Genomic DNA, 19,097 nt, shown 5'->3' with positions numbered 1-19,097 from the left:
GCTGCCGGTCATCGGCGTCCTGCCGTCCGTGCGGACCCCAGCAGCAGCTCCACCTGCGCCTCGTACGTGTCCAGGCCCTCCGCCCCGCCGCCCGGGAGCCCGGTCAGGCCGGGCAGCAGGTCACCGAACGCGTTGACCTCGGCCACCGCCGGATCCCAGCGGCCGGCCTCCAGCATGAGGTCGACGCCGACGGCGGGGCTCCGGGGGAAGCAGGCGGCGGCCGCCGCGCAGACGTCCATGGCCCGCGCCCAGCCGGACTCGCCCAGGGTGGCGCGGACCATGGCGAGGTCGCCCCGCCGGCCCCCGAGGTGGAGGTTGGTCATGGGGGCGTGGCTGGTGCGTACGACCGCGTGGGTGGGCCGGCCGCCGGTCACGACGACCCGGAGGTCGAACACGCGCCCGCCGACGGACGCCTTGGGGAACCAGCGCTCGACGTGCAGCCCGTCGGGCGCCAGGGCGTCGACGATCGCCGCGACGTCCGTCTCGTGCTCGTACGAGCGCACCCGCAGGGAGTTGTGCAGCCTGCCCGCGGACTCCAGCTCCACGGAGGTGGTGGCCTTGATCCGCGGACCGTGGGCCTGCAACGCCACGACCCCGGAGGCGGACGAGCCGTGAGCGGGCTTGACGAACACCCGGGCCCAGCCGGCCTCGCGCATCGCGGCGCGCAGGGCGGTGTAGCCACGGACCGGCCCTGGCAGGGCGGGTGGGACCGGCACGCCGGCCGCCGCGAGCCGGGCGTGGCAGAGCCGCTTGTCGAACATCACCGCGATCTCACCGACGTCGCCGGCCAGCCGCGCTCCGGGGGTGCGGGCGACCGCGTCCCGGACCGACTCCAGGGCACGGACGAAGCGGGCGTGCCAGGTGGCGCCGCCGCCGACGCGGGACGGGTCGCCGGGCCCGCGCAGCAGCGCGTCGGCCGCGGCGTCCTCTCCCGGTGACTCGACGCGGACGATCGCGCCCTCGGGAAACCGCGGCGCAGGCGGTACGTCCCACCCATCGGGCGCGTCGGACCGGGCGAGCACATCACGTCCGGCGACCGCCTCGTGCCCGCCGAGCACCTCACGCCCGGCGAGCGCCTCGGACCAGGCGAGCACGTCGCGCCAGGCGACCACGTGCGGCTCCGGGAGGCCGTGACGGCGCAGCGCGGCGGCGAACAGGGTGACCCGCCGGTCGCCCGGGGTGCCGACGACGGCGACCGGCGGCCCCACCGGGACTGGCGTCACTCCGACACCGCGACGTAGCGCCAGTCGTTCCCGCGGGCCCTCTGACGGTCGGACAGGTCGAGCTCCACCCCGGGCAGCGCGGCGCGCAGCCGCTCCGCCATCGGCTCGCTCAGGTAGTTGTGGCTCAGGTCGAGGCTGGTCAGGTGGGTGAGCGGCTGGCCGGACAGGAGCGCCTCGGCCCCGGTGTCGGTCAGGACGCCCATCGACAGGTCCAGGGACTCCAGGCGGGCGACCACCGGGGCGGCGGCCACGGCGGCGCAGACCTCGTCCTGGATCTCGCTGTCCTGCAGGCCGAGGTGGCGCAGCGCGGGCAGGCCGGAGCCGTCGAGGATGCCCGTCCAGTCGGTGGGCCGGGAGTCGCCGGAGTAATTCTCGCTGCCGAGCCAGAGCTCCAGGTGCCGCAGCGCGGGGAACGAGCTCTCGCCGACGGCCCGCACCACGGACGCGGGCAGCCCGCCCGTCTCGAACCTGAGCACCTCCAGCGCGGAGTGGGTGACCGGGCCGAGCCGCAGCCCGGTGCCGCCGCGCACTTCCAGCCGGCGCAGGCGCGGGTACGTGTCGAGCAGGGGTGTGATGTCGTCCTGTTCGATCCAGGAGATCTCGGACTCCTCAGCGAGGATGTCGCCCAGGAAGATCGCCTCCAGCGCGGGCAGGCGATCGGCCGCGCCGGCCAGCATCCCGACGGGGATGTCGCCGCGCTTCCCTTCCCAGCCCGGTCCCCACCAACCGATGACGATCGCCCGGATCCGCGTGGGGTCGACCCTGTCGAGCAGCTCCTCGAAGTTCTGCTGAAGCGTCGGTTCCTCCTCGTCGTAGTCGGCGGCCTGCACGCGCCATGCCACGGTGTCGGGGGCGGCCGACGACGTCGCCGGGTCGAGGCCGACCCAGCGGACCGGCAGGCCGTGGAAGGTGTCGAGGTGCGCGTGGATGGTCATCGGTTCTCCAGGTAGGGGGAGATCAAGGTCTACCAGAGGGCAGTGACAGGATGGGTCGCATGGAAAACGGCCACATCCGGCTCGCGTCCGCCCGGGGGCGGTGGATCCTCGCGGCGACCGTCCTCGGCTCCGGCCTGACGATGCTCGACAGCACGGTCGTCAACGTCGCCCTGCCCTTCCTCGGCAAGGAACTCGACGCGGACATGTCGGGCCTGCAGTGGACGATCAACGGCTACACGCTGACGCTGGCGGGGCTCATCCTGCTGGGCGGGTCATTGGGCGACCGGTACGGCCGGCGCAAGGTGTTCCTCATCGGGACGGTGTGGTTCGCGGTCGCGTCCGCGATGTGCGGGCTGGCGCCGGACGTCGGTTTCCTGGTGGCGGCGCGGGCGTTGCAGGGCGTGGGCGGGGCGCTGCTCACGCCCGGGTCGCTGGCGATCATCCAGGCGTCGTTCGAGAAGGCCGACCGGCCGCGCGCCGTGGGCGTCTGGTCCGGGCTGGGCGGGGTGTCCGCGGCCGTGGGCCCGCTGCTCGGCGGCTGGCTGGTGGAGTGGGCGGGCTGGCGCTGGGCGTTCCTGATCAACCTGCCGTTCGCGGCGCTGGTGGTGCTGGTCGCCCTGCGCCACGTGCCCGAGAGCCGGGACGAGCAGGCCGCCGGCCGCTTCGACGTGCTGGGCTCGGTGCTCGCGGCGCTGGCGCTGGCCGGGATCACGTACGGGCTGATCGACCTGAGCGCCCCCGTGCCGCTGATCGTGGGCGTGGCGCTGGGTGTGGCGTTCGTGCTGGTCGAGCGGCGGCGCTCGCCGGACGCGCTGGTACCGGTGGGGATCTTCCGCGACCGGGTGTTCACGGCGGTGAACGTGGTGACGCTGATCATGTACGCGGCGATGGGCGTGGTGTTCTTCCTGCTGGTGGTGCAGCTCCAGGTGGTGTCCGGGTTCTCGCCCATCGCGGCGGGCCTGGCGCTGCTGCCGACGACCGTCCTGATGCTGGTGCTGTCGCCCGCGGCCGGCGAGGTGGCCAAGCGGTACGGGCCGCGCCTGCCGATGACGCTGGGCATCATCGTGGCGGGGCTGGGCTTCCTGTGGATGAGCACGATCTCCACCGGCGCGTCGTACGTGCTCCAGGTGCTGCCCGCGGTCGCGGTCTTCGGCCTCGGCCTGTCGGCGGCGGTGGCGCCGCTGACGGCGACCGTGCTGGCCAGCGCCGACGAGCGGTACGCGGGCACGGCCAGCGGCGTCAACAACGCGGTGGCCCGCACCGGCAGCCTGCTCGCGGTGGCCGCCGTGCCGCCCCTCGTGGGCCTGGTCGGCGACGCGTTCGAGCGGCCGGCGGTGTTCGACGCGGGCTTCCGGACCGCGATGGTGGTCAGCGCGGGGATGATGCTCGTCTCCGCGGCCATCACGTTCCTCACGATCAGGACGAACGTGCTCGCCCCGGAACGTGCCGGCCGCTAGCCTCCGCCGGAGGCCCGCCGGCCAGAACCTGAACGCCTAGAAGGTGAACGCCTGGCTGCGGACGCTGTTGTCGAAGTTGGACAGCAGCAGCTCGGGCTCCCCCACCGCCCGCACGCCGGGCAGCCGCGTGAGCAGCTCGCGGAACATCGTGCGCATCTCCTGGCGGGCCAGGTTGGCCCCCAGGCAGAAGTGCGGTCCGGGGCCGCCGAAGCCGACGTGCGGCTTGGTGTCGCGGGTGATGTCGAAGCTGTCGGGATCGGGGAAGACGCTCTCGTCGCGGTTGGCGGAGCCGTAGAAGAGCACGACCTTGTCGCCCTTCTTCAGCTCCAGGCCGCGCAGCGAGTGGTCCTGGGTGACGGTGCGGCGGAACTGCATGATCGGGGAGACGTGGCGGACCATCTCCTCGATGGTGTTGTTGACGTGGCCGTCGAAGTCGCTCATCAGCAGCTCGCGCTGGGCGGGGTTGTCGGTGAGCAGCTTGATGCCGTGGGCCATCGTGTTGCGGGCGGTCTCGTTGCCGGCGACCAGCAGCAGCGCGAAGAACGAGCCGAGCTCCTTGTCGGTGAGCTTCTCGCCGTCGGGGTTGGCGGTGACCAGCAGCGAGATGAGGTCGCCCCGGGGGGCGGCGGCGCGCTCGTGGCCGAGCTTGATCACCATGCGCTGGAGGGCCAGCAGGGCGAGCATGTTCTGCCCGGCGAGCTGGATGCTGCGGGCCAGGCTGGGACGCACGCCGGTGTAGGCGGTGGAGACGTCGACGTGCTGGTGGACCTTTTCCCGCAGCTCCCGCGGGATGTCCAGCATGTCGCAGATGACGTGGATGGGCAGCCGGGCCGCGACCTGGTGGACGAAGTCGCGGGGGCCGTCCTTGACCACGTCGTCGACGATCCGGGCGCAGGCCGCCTCGATGTCGCTCTGCAGCCCGGCCAGCATGCGCGGGCTGAAGGAGCGGGTCACGATGCGGCGCAGGCGGGCGTGGCGGGGGTCGTCCATGTTGACCATGGACTCGCCGAACACCTGCTTGACCCAGCCCGGCGGCTCGGGGTTGGTGACGGCCGGCTCGCTGGAGAACACCTTGGCGTTGCGGCTGGCCTCCACCACGTCGGCGTGGCGGACCAGGGCGTAGAAGCCCTTGCCGGAGCGCAGGAGCGGCACCCGCTTCTCCTCGAAGAACACCGGGTGCTCCAGCTGCCGGAGCCGGGCGAACGCCTCGTGCCGTTCCTTGAGGGGTTTGCGCCAGAAGTCCAGGTCCGCGAGATCGATGTCCGCCACGTCGATAGCCACGCGTCCATCCTGGCACGTTCCCAGGGTGATCCGTCATGGATCCCCGAGCCCGCCGGGGTTCCCGCGCCTCAGCGGGAGCAGGCCGTCACGCTCCTGATCCGGGTCACGTCCGCGAGCCGTACGAGCTGGTGATTGTCACCGACCTTGACGATGAGGCTGCCGCCGCTGGTGTCGAGGAGCGCCCCACACAGGCGGCCTCCGGCCGACTCCACGACGACCAGCGGGCCCTTGGCGGCGGCGACAGGGGCCAGCCACGAGGCGACCACCGCGACGGCCACGGCCGCCACGCCACCCACGGTCAGCCGCCGGGCCCGGGTGACCGCCCGCTCGATCCGGGCGACCTCGCCCCTCGTCCAGTCGCGCAGGTCCTCGCCGGTGAGGAGCGTGCGGTCGGACGGGCGCCCGGACGCGGCGCCCACCGCGGTGAGCGTCGCCTGCACCAGCATGGCCAGCGCCGCCGCCAGCAGCACGGGCACCAGCCACCGGTACGGCAGGGCCAGGTCGCCGACGCCGTCGCGGCCCTTGACGACGAGGACGGCGGCGAGCAGCGTGGTGACGCCGGTCAGCCCGGTCCGCCAGCTCTCCGCCTGCTTGCGGGTGATCTCCAGCTGCTCGTACTGGAGGCGCTGCGCCTTCTGAGCCCACCGCCACGCGTCCAGCCGGCTCACGCGGGCAGCTCCACGGTCCAGAACGCGCCGCAGCCGTAGTCCCACGCCGTCTCCGGGCGGTTCGGGTGCAGGTGGCCGCACTCGCAGTAGACGGTTCGCCGGCCCGTGGGCTTCTCCTGCGCCGGGGCGCCGCGGCCGAGAAGGGAGCCGAGGACGCCCTTGGAGCCGACGGCGCCGTACGGCCACGGGGTGACGGTCCAGCCGTGGCAGGCGGGGCAGGTGCCGGAGACCTCCAGCCCGCCGTCGGCGCCGTTCCCGGTGACGGTGAACCCGGACGCCTGGGGCCCTGGTCCCACACCCGGTAGTCGATGGACTTGTGGCTCTCGATGCCGGGGATGGCCTCAGCCAAGGGTCTCCTCCTGGGGGAAGGTGAGGGCGAACAGGGGGGCGTAGCGGCGCAGGCGGTCGCGGACCCGGGCGGGCGTCTCGTCGAGCTGGGAGGCGGCGCGGGCGAGGTGGTCCGCGGTGACGGCTCCGCTGACGGCGGGGGCGTGGCCCTCGAGGTGGACGGTGAGGGCGAGCAGGTCCTGCCAGTGGACGATGCCGTCGGGGACGGCGTCGTGGGGGTAGTCGAGGGTGACGCCGAGGGGGGTGAAGCGTTGGAAGCGCTCGTGGGTGTGGACGAGGGTCCAGCCGTTGCGCCCGGCCACGCGGACCAGGTGGAGCGCGTCCTCGGCGGCCCTGGGCAGGGGCATCCCGAACGCGGCGAGGGGGCGGATCACATCCAGGTACGCGCCCACGGACAGGCCCGAGTCGTGCGCGGCCGCCACGATGTCGCCGGCCTCCGTCTGCCAGGACAGCGAGCGAGGCCACCCGCCGGAGCACGCTCTCGAGGGGCAGTTCGAGCCGCATCGACGCCCAGGCGAGCCGGCCGGCGACGTCGCCGCGCGGTGCGGCGCCTTCGCGGGCGCACGCGGTGAGGGCCGTCAGAAGGGCGTCGTCGTCGACCTCGAGACCGGTGACGGGAGGCACGTCCCTGGCGGCGGACAGGTCGAGACCTGTGATCGCGAAGCGCCGTGCCCGCGCCAGCCGCTCGGCCACGCTCTCGGCCGGATTCGTCAGGACGCCGAGCAGGTCGTCGAGCGTCGATGCTCGAAGATCCGCTGCGCCGTCCGCGGAGTCTCCTTCGTCATCTCCCACAGCCACGACATCGTCAGCCCCGGCCACCGCTCCAGCTCGGGCAGGTGCCGCTCGATCTCGGCGTCCACCCACCCCTTGTCCCACTCGCGCACCCGCTTGCGGTCCACGGTGAACCGGGGCCGATGGACGCCCCGCAGGTTCACGACCGGGCCGTACATCTCCTCATTCGTACGCAGCCCATCCGCCAGCAGGCCGCCGGACCCGGGCACCCACCACAGGTCCTCGCCGCACTTCAGCGCCCCGTCCCCCTCGCGCAGTTCGCCCGCGGGCCACGTCTCCTCGCCCCGCCCGTCCTCCGTGACCTCGACCTCGTACTAGGCCACCCACAGCAGCCGCCGCAGCGTGCGCAGCGCGGAGACCTCCCCGGCCCTGGGATAGGGCCAGCCGGGCGCGCCGCCGCTCGTCCGGGCGGGAACCCGGTGGGCGAGCGGACACCTGCACAGGTGAGAGCCCGGTGGGGGGCGGCTACGCGTCCGGGTACGAGCCCGGCGGCGCGGCGGGCAGGACGACGCGGAACACCGCGCCCTTCCCCGGCTGCGACGAGGCGGTGATCGTGCCCCCGTGCGCCTCCACGAGCGTGGCCGCGATCGACAGGCCGAGCCCCGACCCGCCGGTGCTGCGCGCCGGGTCGGCCCGGTAGAACCGCTCGAACACCAGCTCCGCCACCTGCTGCGGGAAGCCCGGCCCCTCGTCGGACACCTCCAGCTCCGCGCGGCCGCCGAGCAGGCCGACCCCGACGCGGAACGGCGTGCCGGGCGGCGTGTGCGTGAGCGCGTTGCCGACGAGGTTGCCGAGCACCTGGGACAGGCGCGGCTCGTCGCCGACCACCACCACGGGCCCCTCTCCCCCGTCGAGCCGGACCAGCTCGATGACCCGGTCGGGCGCGAGTGTCTGCGCGTCGATGACGGCCGTCGCGGCCAGGCTCAGCAGGTCGACGGGACGCCGGTCGAGGGCGCGGCGCTGGTCGAGCCGGGCGAGCAGCAGCATGTCCTCCACGAGCAGCCCCATGCGGGCGGCCTGGCCCTCGATCCGGCCGAGCAGCCGCACCGCCTCGTCCAGGCTCTGCTCCTCACTCAGCCGGTACAGCTCGGCGAAGCCCCGGATGGAGGTGAGCGGGGTGCGCAGCTCGTGGGAGGCGTCGGCCATGAACCTGCGCATCAGCTCCTCGGAGCGCCGGGCGGCCGTGGCCGAGCGGCGGGCCTCCTCGGCCGCCGCCTCCCGCTCCCGCACCGCCACCTCGATCCGGCCGAGCATGCCGTTGAGCGCCCGGCCGAGCCTGCCGACCTCGGTGGTGGCGGCCCACATCGGCACGCGGCGCGACAGGTCGCCGCCGGCGATGTCGCGGGCGGTGCGGGCGATCTCGCCGAGGGGACGCAGGCTGCGCCGTACGAGCCAGTGGCAGGCGACGCCGAGGACGGCCAGCGTGCCGCCGCCACCCACGACGACGATGAGGATGAGCTGGGAGACGGTGGCGTCCACGTCGCCGAGGTTGATCGCGATGACGCGGGAGGCGCCGTCACGGGCCGGCACGGCGATCACCCGCCACAGCGGCCCGTCGGCGGGCACCGACTCGACGGTGAAGGGACGGCCGGCGCGGCGGGCGACGTCGGCGCTGGTCAGGCGGGGCAGGTTCGGCGTGTAGGTGTCGGTGGACTCGGAGAAGCGGCGTACGACCGTGCCGCCCGCGTCCACGAGCACGCCGTGGAACAGGCCGTAGAAGCGCTCCGGCGCGCGAGAGCCCGGCGCGGGGTCGACGGGCGGCGGCACGCGCGGCGGGCGGCTGGCGGAGTGGAGCTGCTGGTCGACCCGCTCGACGAGGTAGCCGCGCAGCAGCCGCACCGCGAACAGCCCGGTCAGCGCGATGGCCAGCGTGACCATCAGCAGCGTCGCGGAGACCAGCCGCAGCCACAGCGGGGTGCGGGCGAGCCGCCGCCGCACCTGCCGGACGGCCTCACGCCCGCGCCTCATGCTCACTCCCCTGGTCAGTCCTTGGGCGGGCGAAGGATATAGCCCACGCCGCGCAGAGTGTGCAGGTGGCGGCGCTCGCCGGTGTCCAGCTTGCGGCGCAGGTAGGAGACGTACGACTCGACGAGGCCGACGTCGGTGCGCCAGTCGCCGTTCCAGACGTGGTCGAGGATCTGCGTCTTGGACAGCACCCGGCCGGCGTTGAGCATGAAGTAGCGCAGCAGCCGGAACTCGGTGGGCGACAGCCGGACGGGCAGCCCGTTGCGCCACACCTCGTGCGTCTCCACGTCGAGCTCCAGGTCGCCGGCGCGCAGCCGGTTGGGCAGTGGCGCGCCGCGCCGGGTGCGACGCAGCACCGCCCGGATGCGGGCGATGACCTCCTCCAGGCTGAACGGCTTGGTCACGTAGTCCTCGCCGAGGCCCAGACCGGCCAGCCGGTCCTCGGGGGTGTCCTTGGCGGTGACGAACAGCACCGGGACGCGCCGGCCGCGCGAGCGCAGCCGCGTGGCCACGGTCAGCCCGTCGAGGTCGGGCAGCATCACGTCCAGCATGACGAGGTCGGGGGCGCACTCCTCGGCCACCCGCAGGGCGTTTCTGCCGTCGGCGGCGGTGAACACCTCGAAGCCGGCCATGCGCAGGCTCGCCGAGAACAGCTCCCTGATGTTGGGCTCGTCGTCGACGACCAGGAGCCTGGCCTCGGGCACCCTCATCGGCCGCCGCCTCCCTGGCTGATCGACACGGCCGAGACCGAGCCGTCGGCGGCCTTCCGGCCGCGCACCACGACGGTGGTGCCGGTGGCCAGGTCGGTCACCTTGCCGGGCTTGGAGATCTGCACCGTGGTCGAGCCGGTGGTCGTGACGGTGACGGTGGAGCCGTCCATGGCCTTCAGGTATACCTTGCCGTCCTCGACCTTCTCGACGGTTCCCACCGTGCCGCCGCCGAAGCCGCCCATGCGCTGGCCGGGCTGCCCGCCGCCCGGCTGACCGCCGTAGCCGGGGGACATGCCGTCGCCCTGCGTGCCGCCCATACGTCGGCCGTACCCCTGGGGACCGGCGCCCGCCTGACGGCCGCCCGCGGCGGCGGCCGGTGCGGCGCCGCCGCCCAGCGTCTTGTGCGCCTGGATGCCGATGAGCACGCCGGCCACCAGCACCACGCCCGCCCCGAGCGCGAGCGTGAGCCTGGACGGCCCCTTGCGGGGCCGGACGGCCAGCTCCTCGCGCAGGTCGTCGCGGAACGGCGAGGAGTCGAGCGGGGTGTCACGCTCGGCCATGTCAGTCTCCTGGAGGGCTAAGGGGGATGGGGAAGCGTCACTCGTGGCGCAGGGCCTGGATCGGCCGCAGCTTCGCGGCCCGGTTGGCGGGGTAGCTGCCGAAGAACAGCCCGATGCCGACCGACACGCCGAGGGCCAGCACCACGGACGACGGGACGAGCACCGGCTCGATGCCGGCGATGGTGAAGCGGGTGCCGGCGAACGCCACCAGCACCCCGGACAGCCCGCCGACGAGGCTCAGCACCGTGGCCTCCATCAGGAACTGGCCGAGGATGGCGCCCCGGGGCGCGCCGATGGCCTTGCGGATGCCGATCTCCCTGGTCCGCTCGGTGACGGTGACGAGCATGATGTTGGTGATGCCGATGCCGCCGACCAGCAGCGAGATCGCCGCGACCGCGCCGAGCAGCACGGTGAAGGTGCCGGTCGCCTCGCTGACGGTCTCCTGGAGGACGGCCTGGTTGAGGATGCGGTAGTCGGCGGCGGCGGTGCCGGTGATGCCGTGCCGCTGGTTGAGGATGGCCGTGACCTCGGCCTGCGCCGTCGCGGTGGCGGACGCGCCGGTGGCCCGTACGACGATCGAGCCGAGCGAGCCGAACCCGGTGAGGCTCTGCTGGACGGCCGGGAGCGGCGCGAGGGCCACGTCGTCGGCGTCCTGCATGCCGGTGGAGCCGCTCTCCTTGAGCACGCCGACGACGGTGAACGGCACGCCCGACACGGTGACCTGCCTGCCCACCGGGTCGAGGTCGCCGAACAGCTCCCCGGCCACGGTCGTGCCGAGCACCATGACCTTGCGGGCGGCCAGCACGTCGTCGTTGAAGAAGTACGTGCCGCGGGCCACCTGCTTGTTCATGGCCTCGAAGTAGCTGGGGTAGGTGCCGACGAGCTGGGCGATGCCGTGGCTGGCCGCCTCGTAGGTGGCGGTGGCCGAGCCGGCGGTCACGACGGGCGAGACGGACGCGACCGACGGGGCGGCCGCCTTGTCCGCCAGGGCCTCGGCGTCGGCGAGGGTGAGCTGCCGCGCCTGGGTGCGGGGGCCGGTGTTCTGGCCGCCGCCTCCCGGTCCCCCCCGGCCGGCGCCTGCGCCGGTGAAGGACGGGGAGATGGTCAGGGTGTTGGCGCCGAGCCGCTGGATGTTCTTCTGGATGCTCTGGGAGGAGCCCTCGCCGACGGCGACGAGCAGGATGACCGCGGCGACGCCGATGAGGATGCCGAGCGTGGTCAGGGCGCTGCGCATCTTGTTGGCCAGCAGGCCGCGCAGCGCGAAGCGGAGGATCTCCAGCCGGTTCACCGGGCCGCCTCCACGAGCCTCGGCGGCGGGCCGTCCACCGGCGCCTGCCTGCGGTCCTCGACGATCGCGCCGTCCACGAGGCGGATGACCCGCTTGGCGTGCGCGGCGACGTCGTCCTCGTGGGTGATGAGCACGATCGTGCGGCCGGAGGTGTTGAGCCGGTCGAGGATGTCGAGCACGTCGCGGGTGGAGGCGGTGTCGAGGTTGCCGGTGGGCTCGTCGGCCAGCAGCAGGGAGGGCGCGGTGACGAGCGCGCGGGCGACGGCGACGCGCTGCTGCTGGCCGCCGGACAACTGGTTGGGCTCGTGGTGCAGCCGGTCGGACAGGCCCACCTGCTCCAGCGCGGCCAGCGCCCGGGAGCGGCGCTCGGCCTGGCCGACGCCGCCGTACGCGAGCGGCAGCTCGACGTTGGCGAGGGCGCTCATGCGCGGGATCAGGTTGAACGACTGGAAGACGAAGCCGACCCGGCGGTTGCGCAGCAGGGCGAGCTGGTGCTCGTCGAGCAGGCCCACGTCGGCGCCGTCGATCTGGTAGCCGCCGGAGGTGGGGACGTCGAGGCAGCCGAGGATGTTCATGAGCGTGGACTTGCCGGAGCCGGAGGCGCCCATGATGGCCACGTAGTCGCCCTTGTCGACGTCGAGGTCCACGCCGCGCAGGGCGCGGACCCGGGCGTCGCCCTCGCCGTACTCCTTGACCAGGTCCCGCACGCGCAGGACGGGCGCGGTCATCGCCCGCCTCCGGGCACGCCGCCGGGGCCGCCGCCCGGGAAGCCGCCGCCGAAGCCGCGCTGCTGCTGGCCGTTGCCGGTGTTCGTCCCGGTGGTGACGGACGGCAGGACGACCACGTCGCCCTCGGACACGCCGGAGGTGATCTCGGCGGTGGCCGTGCCGCGCACGCCCACCTCGACCGGGGTCCTTACCTGGGCGCCGTCGCGCAGCAGGGTGACCGTGCTCTGGCCGCCGCCGGTGGAGATAGCGGCGGCGGGGACGGTCACGGCGTTCGCGGCGCTGCCGACGACGACCTCGACGGTGGCGGTCTGGCCGAGCCGGACCTGCGCGGGCACGCTGCCGAACGTGATCGTCACCGGGTACTGGACGACGTTGTCGCTGGTGGAGGCGACCGGCTGGATCTGGCTGACCTTGCCGGTGGCGGTGACGCCGGGCAGCGCGTCGAAGGTGACGGTGGCGCTCTGGCCGACCTTGAGCCTGCCGGCGTCTGACTCGGTGACCGAGCCGACGAGCTGGAGCTTGCCGGTGTCGGCCATCTCGATGAACCCGCTCGGGCCCGACGTGCCCTGCTGGGTGGGCTGGCCGCTCTGGCCCGACTGGCCGGACTGGGTCTGCCCGGAGCCGGAGCCGGACGAGGAGCCGCCGACGCTGCCGTTGACGGCGGTGACCGTGCCGGCGAAGGGGGCCCGGATGACGGTGCCCTCGACGGTCCGCCTGGCCTCGCGGTAGGCGTTGCGCGCCTTGACGTAGGCGGCGTAGAGCTGCGCGGTCGAGGTGCCGTCCTCGGTGGCGGAGGCGAGCGTGGCCTCGGCCGCCGACAGCATCTCCCGCGCGGCGTCGTCGTCCACCTCGGCGAGGATGTCGCCCTTGCGCACCTTGTCGCCGGCCTTGACGTTGACGCGCTCGACCGTACCGCTGGTGCCGAACGCCAGCGCCCTGCTCTTGGCGCTCTCCACGGAGCCCGACGCGGTCACGGACGCGGTCACGCTTCCCCGGCCGGCGGTCGCGGTCCGCAGAGCCGTCTCGCCGGCCGCCTCGCCCGTGCCGAGCTGGGCGTAGGCGAACGCAGCGCCGCCCAGGAGGAGCAGGGCGAGCGCTCCGTTGGTGACCAGCGTCCTGCGGCTGGTCGTGGTCGTCAGCGCTCTGCGCCGGGGGGACACCTTCACAGGCGGTGACCCTGGCACATCAGTCTGCGCCCGAGCCGGGAGCTTGCTGAAGGTTCGCTGACAACGGCCGCCGCCCCAGCGGCACACAGCGAACTCGGAGCCGGCTCGCAGGAGGGCGTGAACCTGCCGCGCCAGGATGGGCGCCCATGAGACCGACTTCGCGGCCTTCGCGGCCCAAGGCGCTCACGCTGGGCGCGCTGGCCCTGGCCGTCCTGGCGGCCGGCGCCGGCCTGGCCGTCGCCATGCGCGACGACGCCCCGGCCACCGCCCGGATCCAGCTCGCCGCGGCCAGGCGGGGCGTGGTGACCGCCTCGGTGACCGCCGCCGGCAGCACCGTCGACGGGTCGCGCCGCGACCTGGCCTTCGGCGGGTCGGGGACCGTGACGCGCGTGTACGTCAAGGTCGGCGCCAAGGTGCGCGCGGGCCAGGTGCTGGCCCGCATCGACGGGCGGGCCGCGCGCGAGGGGTACGAGGAGGCCAAGGCCGACCTGGCGGCGGCGCGGGAGGCGCTGGAGAAGGCGTCGTCCACGACCGGCACCTCGTCCTGCGCCCCCGCGACCTCAGGCACCACTTCGGCCGCCTTCCAGGGCTCTTTTCCTTCCCCGGTGTCCACGGCCGTCGCCGTCCAGCCCGCAGCCGTCCAGGATGCCGCCGCTCAGGACGCCGCCGTCCACGGTGCGGCCGCCCAGCTTCGGGGCGCCGGGGCGCTCGGCGTGCGGGCGGCGGTGGCGACCCGCGCGCCCGCGTCCCCCGGAGGGACGCCCCCCTCCCCCACGCCCTCCTCCGCGCGGCCGAGGGGAACGTCATGGCCCTCCGGCGACCCCGAGCCGGGCCCGACGCCCCCCGAGCCGCGGCCCACGGTCACCGTCACGGTGACGGCCACCGTCACGGCCACCGCGACGGTGACCGCCACCCCGACCAGGCCCTCGACCACCGAGCCCACGACGAGCCCCACCACTGGGCCCACCACTGGGCCCACCACCGGCCCCACCACCGGGCCGACGGGCGGCCCCGCCGACCCCGGCACGACCACGGCCCCCTCCGGCTCCCCCACTGGGCGGCCCGCCACCCCCACCGGCAAGGCCGGCCCGCGGGCCACCGGCGAACCCACCGGAAAGCCCACGGGCAGGGCGACCGGCAGACCCACGGGCAAGCCGTCCGGCCGTCCCTCCGCAGGAGCGCGTCCCTCCGGCGGAGCCCGTCCCTCCCAGAGGGCGTGCGCGCCGGGCGGCGGCGAGAAGGGCGGGATGAGCGAGGAGCAGGCGCAGGCGAACGTGGACCGCGCCGAGGCCGCGCTGGAGCAGGCCGCCGACGCGGTGCGGGGCACCCGCATCGTGGCGCCCGCCGCCGGCACGGTCCTGTCGGTCGCGGGCCGGGCGGGCGACGCCGCGGGCGGCGGCACGTTCGTCAGCCTCGGCGACCTGGACGAGCAGCAGGTCGAGGCCATGGTCACCGAGTCCGACGTGAACCGGCTCAAGATCGGCCAGAAGGCGCGGATCACGCTGGCCACGCGCCCCGGGCAGCGGTACGCGGGCCGGGTGACCGGCATCGCCCCGACCGCCACCGCGGACGGCGACCTGGTGCGCTACTCCGTCGCGCTGGCCTTCGACGAGCCGCCCGCGGGGATCATGCTGGGGCAGACGGCGTCGGTGGTGGTGACGACCGGTACGGCCGCGGACGCCGTCTACGTGCCCGTCGCGGCGGTACGCGGGCGCTCGGACGGCACCTCGGTGGTCACGGTGCGCTCGGGCGGCCGGGACGCCACCCGGGTGGTGTCCACGGGCGTGCGCGGCGACCAGTACGTGCAGGTGACCTCCGGGCTGAGCGAGAGCGACCAGGTGGTGCTGGAGGGCGGGTCGTCGGGCGGTTTCCCCGACGGCACGTGGCCCGGCCGCTGAGCCGGGCGGGCCCGGGGGCTTCCCGGCGGACGCCGGAATGCTGAGCGAACCCGCAGCGTCCTCCCAGCAAACGGTCAGGCGCGGGCCTGGGCGGAGGACGGGATGGTGACGCGGTACGCGGTCCTGGCCCGGGCTCCCCTGCGGCCGAACAGCCGGGTGCGCTCGGGGGCGTAGCCGTCCCAGGAGTCGAGGTTCACCTCGCGGCCGGGCCCGACCTTGTAGTCGCGCTGGGTCATCATGATCTGCCGGCCGAGCAGGTTCCAGCGGGCGGCGGAGCCGCCGCAGACTGCCCTCCAGCCAGCTCCACTGGCCGGAGCCGAGCAGGGTCCGCCTCGCGGACAGCCGGTCGTCGCAGCCCGCCCGTACGCCGTCGAGACATGCCTGGTCGTCGCGGAACTGCCGGGTGTCGAGCAGGTGGAAGCGGGCCAGCGGCCCCCAGGAGACGCGCCGGTTGACCCGCAGGACGGCGCCCTGGAGGCTGGCGCGGCGCAGCGGCATGTTCTCGTAGTAGGCGCGGAAGGCGTCGGCACGGCGGCGGGCGAACCCGGGCGCGCCGGGGTTGGAGACGGGGCCGGCCCAGTTGTTCTCTATCTCGTGGTCGTCGAAGGCGACCAGCCACGGGGCGGTGGGGTGGGCGTGCTGGAGGTCGGGGTCGCTCGTGTACTGGGCGTGGCGGAGCCGGTAGTCGGCCGGCGTCTCGCACCTGCCGGACGGAGCGGAAGCGCTCGTCGGAGGCGATCTGCCAGTCGACGTCCACGTCGCGGGAGGGCATGCCGCGGCGGCCGTCGCGGCCGAGCGGGTCGAGGGCGAGGCGGGTCCAGAGCACGAAGCCGCCGGTGGACGGGTCGCCGGAGGCGACGCCGAGCGTGAACGGGTCGCTCTTGAGCGCGAGGGAGGCGGAGGCCCGGGCCGGGGAGGTGAGAGGGCCGGCGGCCGGGGTGAGCAGGCCGGCGGCCGCCGCGGTGAGCAAGGATCCGCGGTTCACGCCTCAGGTATGTCCGGCGCCGCTGACCCGGTCATGACAGCGGCGCCACGTACGAGTGAACAGCTCCGGCCGGAGCGGCGTGTGCGGTGGTCAGAGGCGTGTCGCGGTGGTCAGAGGCCCAGGTCGGCGCGGAGCGCGGCGGCCGTGGTGAAGGGGACGGCGGTCATGCCCGCGGCCCGGGCCCCGGCCACGTTGTGCGGGCGGTCGTCCACGAACACCACGTCGGCGGGGTCGGCGCCGAGCTCGCGGGCGAGGTGCTCGTAGATCGCGCGATCGGGTTTGACCAGGCCGATCCGGCCGCTGTAGACGCGGTGCGGGATGGCGGCGATCCAGGGCAGCTCGTCCAGGCCGTCGGCCACGCAGGCGGGCGCGTTGGACAGCAGGCCCACCGGGCGGCCGGCGGCGAGCAGCTCGCCGAGGAGCGCGACCGTGCCCTCGTCCGGGTGCGACCAGCTCGCCAGATCCAGGGCGTTCAGGCGGGCGGCCTCCTCCGCGCCGACGGACCGGCCGAGCGCCGCCGACCAGAACTCCTCCGGCGTCAGCGTGCCCCGGTCGAAGTCGAGGCGGTGCTTCCAGTAGCCGTCCCGGAACGCCTCAGGGTCGGCGCCGGCCTCGCGGACCATCGCCTCCACATCGGCCTCGGGCTGGTCGCGGGACAGGACGTTGCCGTAGTCGAACACGATCCACTTCATACGAGAAAGGGTCGCAGATACGTGTCGAGCGCGGGGCAGCCCAGGTATTTCTCGGCCGTGTGGAAGTCGATCCAGTCGAGGTTGACCAGTTCCTCGACGTCCACCCCGGTGAAGCTGTCGCACAGGTCCGGGGGGATGGCCGCGATGTCGTCCTTGTCGGCGACGTTCACCCAGCGCCGGACGCTGGGCGGGCGGCCGCCGCGGCCGTTGACGGGCGCGGGCAGGAGGCGCTCGAAGACGACGTTGCGCATGCCGAGGGGGCTGCCGAGAGTCAGCAGCAGGTCCACCTCGAGGCGGGGGTCGGACCAGAGCGCCTCGTAGGCGACGACGCTGCCGAGCGAGTGCGCGACGACGACGCGCGGCCGGTTGCGCCGGATCGTCGCGGCGACGGCCTGCCGCGACCGCTCCCGCCGGACGGGATCGGTCAGGTACGCGGCCACCTCCGGCGCGAAGAGCCCGGCGAACGCCGCCGAGCGGGCGTCGAGCCGCGTCAGCAGCCATCCCGTGAACGTGCGGAGCGCGCCGGTGACGTGCTCGCCCCAGCCGCGCTGCCGGGCCCACTCGGCGAGGACGTGGTGGGCGTCGGCGCCCATGGCGGCGAACGCCTTCGGCCCCTCCTCGGGGGCGCGGTCGCGCAGGAGGTGGGAGAAGTAGGCGACCTCGGTGAAGTACGGCCGTGGATCGCCGCCGAGCGCCGCGTGTAAGTAGCGGTCCCACTTGAGGCGCATCGCCTCGGCCGCCCCGCTCGCCGAGTTCCCGGCGTTGATGTAGTAGTCGTACTTGCCGATTCCGTGCACGCCGACGATGCCTGCCACAGCGCCTCCCCACTAGACCCGCGGATTCCCGGCGATGGTCGCACATGTCGCTTGCATCACACCATCAGAGCGCGGTCACGCCCCCGCGCGTCACTTCCAGAACCTGACCTCCGGGAAGGACGGGAAGGGTCCGTCCAGCGGCGGCTGGGTGCGTCCACGCAGGTGCCGGTCCATGAAGGCGGCCACGTAGACCAGGGTGACGTCGAGCTCCCTGGCCGCCCGGCTCGTGCGCCTTCCCCGCGCCCATCAGCAGGAACGGCCGCGCCATGAGGGCGGCGCGGCGTGGTCAGGGGTCGCGGCCCAGGCGCTTCAGGCCGGGGCGGCGTGGTCAGGGGTCGCGGCGCAGGCGTTTGAGGTCGGCGCGCTGCTTCTTGGCGGCGATGCGCCGCTCGACCGAGCCGCGGCTCGGCTTGGTGGGGCGGCGGCGCTTGGGCGGGGGCGCGATCGCCTCCCTCAGCCGCTGCGCCAGCCGCTGGCAGGCCGCCTCACGGTTGCGCAGCTGCGAACGGTACTCCGAGGCGGCGATCGTGATCGTCGGCGTGCCCAGCCGGTCGAGGGCGCGGGCCTTGAGCTCCGGCGGGAGCGCGGTGGTGGCCGCCAGGTCGAAGCTGAGCTCCACCCGGCTGTCCGTGGTGTTGACGCCCTGGCCGCCCGGGCCGGAGGAGCGGGAGAAGCGCCACACGAGCTCGGCGTCGGGGATGACGACCGCGTCGTTGACGACCAGCGGGCCGGGCATCGTGGTGTGCTCCTGTCGTTCCGTCCTGGGCGGGGGGATCGCCTCAGAGGGTTCCCGTTCTCCGGGGTTCCCGTTGTCCTTTCAACCGTACCGAGCGGACGGGCGCGGCGGCCAACGGCTTTTCGCTCCGTACACGGGTCCGGCCCGGCCGGTGCGCGGCCGGGCCGGAGAGAGCCGGCGGTGAGTACGGCGTCAGGCGGTGAGCGCGGCCTCCCGCTTCAGGGCGGGCTGCCGGAGGGGTACGGGTTCCATGACGGGTACGGGCTCGCCGACAGCGGCTGGGCAGAGGCGGCTCACCACGTCCCGCACCTGCTCGCGCAGCCGGCCCACGGTGAGGCGGCCCCGCTCGTCGAAGTGCGGGCAGAGCGGCGAGATCACCAGCTCGGCCCCCATGACCACCGCCCCTGCCTCGGTGAGCTGCCGGTACAGCTCCGCCTGCGCCCACATGGCGCCGCAGGGACGCGCGCTGGCGCTCATCACCGCGACGTGCTTGCCGGTCAGCGTGCCGGAGGCGGACAGCCAGCGCAGCGCGTCCCCCAGCTCGACCGGCAGCAGGCTGTGCTCGGGTGCGATCAACAGCAGCGCGTCGGCGTCGTCCACCATGCGGAGCAGCCCGGAGGGCGTGTCGGGCACGGGTCCGGTGGTGAACGGCGGCACCGCGGCGAGTTCCTTCCAAGGCGTGAAGTCCACGCCGGACGGGAGCTCACCGCTCACCGCTGCCAGCAATCTATTGATGAAGGATCCTGCGTGGAGGCTCGCGGCGATCCCGATGATTCTCACCGTCTACTCCCGAAGGATCTCGATGTGGTGCCCATGGCCGGGAACCTGCCCGATGTCGGGGATGTCCAAC

Annotated in this window: 20 protein-coding genes and 2 pseudogenes; 2 read left to right on the top strand and 20 right to left on the bottom strand. The window is 74.1% G+C overall.

Going from position 1 to position 19,097, the window contains the following annotated elements:
• Nucleotides 1-8 precede the first annotated feature (8 nt).
• Complete coding sequence (locus AB0H81_RS07225) at nucleotides 9-1,223, bottom strand: STM4014 family protein (protein WP_358370460.1); 1,215 nt, start codon at nucleotides 1,221-1,223, stop codon at nucleotides 9-11.
• The gene (locus AB0H81_RS07220) at nucleotides 1,220-2,158 is read right to left on the bottom strand and encodes an STM4015 family protein (RefSeq protein ID WP_358370457.1); all 939 of its coding nucleotides are present in this window, start codon (nucleotides 2,156-2,158) and stop codon (nucleotides 1,220-1,222) included. Before AB0H81_RS07220 ends, AB0H81_RS07225 begins: the two co-directional genes overlap by 4 nt.
• Nucleotides 2,159-2,217: 59 nt before the next feature.
• Here AB0H81_RS07220 and AB0H81_RS07215 point away from each other — a divergent pair, with 59 nt between their 5' ends.
• A complete protein-coding gene (locus AB0H81_RS07215; protein WP_358370454.1) occupies nucleotides 2,218-3,615 on the top strand; it encodes an MFS transporter in 1,398 nt (465 codons plus the stop codon).
• A gap of 36 nt (nucleotides 3,616-3,651) precedes the next feature.
• Here the strand turns inward: AB0H81_RS07215 and AB0H81_RS07210 are convergent, their stop codons facing one another.
• The 11 genes from AB0H81_RS07210 to AB0H81_RS07160 all read right to left on the bottom strand — a co-directional run bounded on the left by AB0H81_RS07210 (nucleotide 3,652) and on the right by AB0H81_RS07160 (nucleotide 13,121).
• Nucleotides 3,652-4,896, bottom strand: a complete 1,245-nt coding sequence (locus AB0H81_RS07210; RefSeq protein ID WP_358370450.1) for a cytochrome P450 — start codon at nucleotides 4,894-4,896, stop codon at nucleotides 3,652-3,654.
• Nucleotides 4,897-4,964: 68 nt separating this feature from the next.
• Nucleotides 4,965-5,564: a hypothetical protein gene (locus AB0H81_RS07205; RefSeq protein WP_358370447.1), complete on the bottom strand. Its 600-nt coding sequence runs from the start codon at nucleotides 5,562-5,564 to the stop codon at nucleotides 4,965-4,967.
• Nucleotides 5,561-5,860 (bottom strand): hypothetical protein, encoded by a 300-nt coding sequence (locus AB0H81_RS07200; RefSeq protein WP_358370445.1) that lies wholly within the window; start codon nucleotides 5,858-5,860, stop codon nucleotides 5,561-5,563. The genes AB0H81_RS07205 and AB0H81_RS07200 overlap by 4 nt, the downstream gene beginning before the upstream one ends.
• A 45-nt stretch (nucleotides 5,861-5,905) precedes the next feature.
• A complete protein-coding gene (locus AB0H81_RS07195) occupies nucleotides 5,906-6,334 on the bottom strand; it encodes a hypothetical protein (RefSeq protein WP_358370443.1) in 429 nt (142 codons plus the stop codon).
• Between the two features lie 288 nt (nucleotides 6,335-6,622).
• Nucleotides 6,623-6,913, bottom strand: coding sequence for a hypothetical protein (locus AB0H81_RS07190; RefSeq protein WP_358370441.1), 291 nt, complete (start codon nucleotides 6,911-6,913; stop codon nucleotides 6,623-6,625).
• A 256-nt stretch (nucleotides 6,914-7,169) separates the two neighbouring features.
• Entirely contained in the window at nucleotides 7,170-8,672 is a 1,503-nt protein-coding gene (locus tag AB0H81_RS07185) for a HAMP domain-containing sensor histidine kinase (protein ID WP_358370439.1), read from the bottom strand.
• A 14-nt stretch (nucleotides 8,673-8,686) separates the two neighbouring features.
• Nucleotides 8,687-9,379 carry a response regulator transcription factor gene (locus AB0H81_RS07180; RefSeq protein ID WP_358370436.1) on the bottom strand — a complete coding sequence of 231 codons (693 nt, stop codon included), beginning with the start codon at nucleotides 9,377-9,379 and terminating at the stop codon, nucleotides 8,687-8,689.
• Nucleotides 9,376-9,939, bottom strand: coding sequence for a hypothetical protein (locus tag AB0H81_RS07175; RefSeq protein WP_358370434.1), 564 nt, complete (start codon nucleotides 9,937-9,939; stop codon nucleotides 9,376-9,378). The genes AB0H81_RS07180 and AB0H81_RS07175 overlap by 4 nt, the downstream gene beginning before the upstream one ends.
• A 37-nt stretch (nucleotides 9,940-9,976) precedes the next feature.
• Nucleotides 9,977-11,227 carry an ABC transporter permease gene (locus AB0H81_RS07170; protein WP_358370431.1) on the bottom strand — a complete coding sequence of 417 codons (1,251 nt, stop codon included), beginning with the start codon at nucleotides 11,225-11,227 and terminating at the stop codon, nucleotides 9,977-9,979.
• Nucleotides 11,224-11,955, bottom strand: coding sequence for an ABC transporter ATP-binding protein (locus AB0H81_RS07165; RefSeq protein WP_358370428.1), 732 nt, complete (start codon nucleotides 11,953-11,955; stop codon nucleotides 11,224-11,226). Before AB0H81_RS07165 ends, AB0H81_RS07170 begins: the two co-directional genes overlap by 4 nt.
• Nucleotides 11,952-13,121: an efflux RND transporter periplasmic adaptor subunit gene (locus AB0H81_RS07160; RefSeq protein WP_358370425.1), complete on the bottom strand. Its 1,170-nt coding sequence runs from the start codon at nucleotides 13,119-13,121 to the stop codon at nucleotides 11,952-11,954. Before AB0H81_RS07160 ends, AB0H81_RS07165 begins: the two co-directional genes overlap by 4 nt.
• 146 nt (nucleotides 13,122-13,267) lie before the next feature.
• Between AB0H81_RS07160 and AB0H81_RS07155 the strand changes: the two genes are divergently transcribed.
• Nucleotides 13,268-15,019, top strand: a complete 1,752-nt coding sequence (locus AB0H81_RS07155; RefSeq protein WP_358370422.1) for an efflux RND transporter periplasmic adaptor subunit — start codon at nucleotides 13,268-13,270, stop codon at nucleotides 15,017-15,019.
• 74 nt (nucleotides 15,020-15,093) lie between these two features.
• On the opposite strand, the gene AB0H81_RS07150 is transcribed toward AB0H81_RS07155, so the two are convergent.
• From AB0H81_RS07150 to AB0H81_RS07120, 7 genes and pseudogenes are all read right to left on the bottom strand, one after another.
• On the bottom strand, nucleotides 15,094-15,258 hold the full coding sequence (locus AB0H81_RS07150; RefSeq protein WP_358370419.1) for a hypothetical protein: 165 nt from the start codon (nucleotides 15,256-15,258) through the stop codon (nucleotides 15,094-15,096).
• A 97-nt stretch (nucleotides 15,259-15,355) separates the two neighbouring features.
• Nucleotides 15,356-15,679, bottom strand: a pseudogene (locus tag AB0H81_RS07145) (alkaline phosphatase D family protein); the annotation flags it as partial.
• 91 nt (nucleotides 15,680-15,770) lie between these two features.
• Nucleotides 15,771-15,845: pseudogene (locus AB0H81_RS07140) on the bottom strand (hypothetical protein); the annotation flags it as partial.
• Nucleotides 15,846-16,114: 269 nt separating this feature from the next.
• Nucleotides 16,115-16,696, bottom strand: coding sequence for an HAD family phosphatase (locus AB0H81_RS07135; RefSeq protein ID WP_358370418.1), 582 nt, complete (start codon nucleotides 16,694-16,696; stop codon nucleotides 16,115-16,117).
• Complete coding sequence (locus tag AB0H81_RS07130) at nucleotides 16,693-17,511, bottom strand: hypothetical protein (protein ID WP_358370415.1); 819 nt, start codon at nucleotides 17,509-17,511, stop codon at nucleotides 16,693-16,695. Before AB0H81_RS07130 ends, AB0H81_RS07135 begins: the two co-directional genes overlap by 4 nt.
• Nucleotides 17,512-17,839: 328 nt before the next feature.
• The gene (gene arfB, locus AB0H81_RS07125) at nucleotides 17,840-18,247 is read right to left on the bottom strand and encodes an alternative ribosome rescue aminoacyl-tRNA hydrolase ArfB (protein WP_358370412.1); all 408 of its coding nucleotides are present in this window, start codon (nucleotides 18,245-18,247) and stop codon (nucleotides 17,840-17,842) included.
• A 192-nt stretch (nucleotides 18,248-18,439) separates the two neighbouring features.
• Nucleotides 18,440-19,027: an NAD(P)H-dependent oxidoreductase gene (locus AB0H81_RS07120; protein WP_358370409.1), complete on the bottom strand. Its 588-nt coding sequence runs from the start codon at nucleotides 19,025-19,027 to the stop codon at nucleotides 18,440-18,442.
• Between the last annotated feature and the right edge of the window lie 70 nt (nucleotides 19,028-19,097).

It is taken from the genome of Nonomuraea sp. NPDC050691, from assembly GCF_040654455.1.
Classification (GTDB): Bacteria; Actinomycetota; Actinomycetes; order Streptosporangiales; family Streptosporangiaceae; genus Nonomuraea.
Note: the sequence above shows the minus strand (reverse complement) of the source record. Positions and strands in the feature narration are given on the sequence as shown.